The sequence below is a fragment of the Rhizobacter sp. P3_B12 genome, from assembly GCF_056402895.1.
This window is the reverse complement of record NZ_JBFUGN010001522.1, coordinates 1-943: the sequence shown is the minus strand read 5'-3', so window position 1 is coordinate 943 and position 943 is coordinate 1. Positions and strand designations below refer to the sequence as shown.

Here is a 943-nt window from a genome sequence, read left to right as displayed (position 1 = left end):
GATCCGGGCCGAGAGCCTGGGCGTGCACATCCGGGCCTACACGCTGCTGTCGTTCGCGATCGGGGCGGCGTATGCCGGGGCGGCGGGTGCGCTGTTCGCCTCGCTGGTGCAGTTCATCGAGCCGGCGCCGTTCACGGTGGGTGCGTCGATCATGATGTACCTGATGGTGGTGGTGGGCGGTGCAGGCCGCTTCTTCGGGCCGGTGCTCGGCTCGGCGGTGGGCGTGCTGCTGCCCGAGTGGCTGCGGTTCGCGCAGGGCTGGTACCTGTTCGTGTTCGGCAGCGCGGTGGTGTTGTTGATGCTGTGGCTGCCGGACGGGCTGCTGAGCATTCCGGAGCGGCTGCGGGCGCGGCGCATGGCGCGCGAGGCCTCGGCGGCGCGGGCCGCATCGGCGGCGGCGATCGGGGCTCGGCCATGAGCGCCCCGCTGCTGAAGGTGAGCGGGCTGCGCAAGTCGTATGGCGCGATCGTCGCGGTGGCCGGTGTGTCGTTCGAGGTGATGCCGGGCGAGATCTTCGGCGTGATCGGCCCGAACGGCTCGGGCAAGACGACGATGTTCAACAGCGTGCTGGGGCAGATCCGGCCCGATGGCGGCACGGTCGAGCTGAAGGGGCGGGACATCACCGGCCTGTCGCCGCTGCAGCTGAGCCGGCGTGGCGTGGGGCGCACGTTCCAGACGCTGCAGGTGTTCGGCCGGATGAGCGTGCGCGACAACCTGCTGGTGGCGGCGCAGGAGCACCGCGGCAGCATGGCGGGCCGGCTGTTCGCGCCGGGCGACTCGGGGCTCGGCGGCCAGGCCGATGCGCTGATCGAGAAGTTCCGCATCGGCCACGTCGCGCACCAGAAGGCGGGCGAGCTGAGCTACGGGCAGCAGAAGCTGGTCGACATCGCGATGGCCTTCATGAGCGAGCCCGACCTGGTGCTGCTCGACGAACCGTGTGCGG

Annotated in this window: 2 protein-coding genes; both read left to right on the top strand. The window is 71.2% G+C overall.

The window, feature by feature from the left end; translation table 11 throughout:
* On the top strand, window positions 1-418 hold a 418-nt coding region (locus AC1D01_RS36595; protein ID WP_477874695.1), incomplete at its 5' end, for an ABC transporter permease subunit.
* The coding region (locus tag AC1D01_RS36590; RefSeq protein ID WP_477874693.1) for an ABC transporter ATP-binding protein at window positions 415-943 on the top strand (529 nt) is incomplete at its 3' end. The genes AC1D01_RS36595 and AC1D01_RS36590, both read left to right, overlap by 4 nt.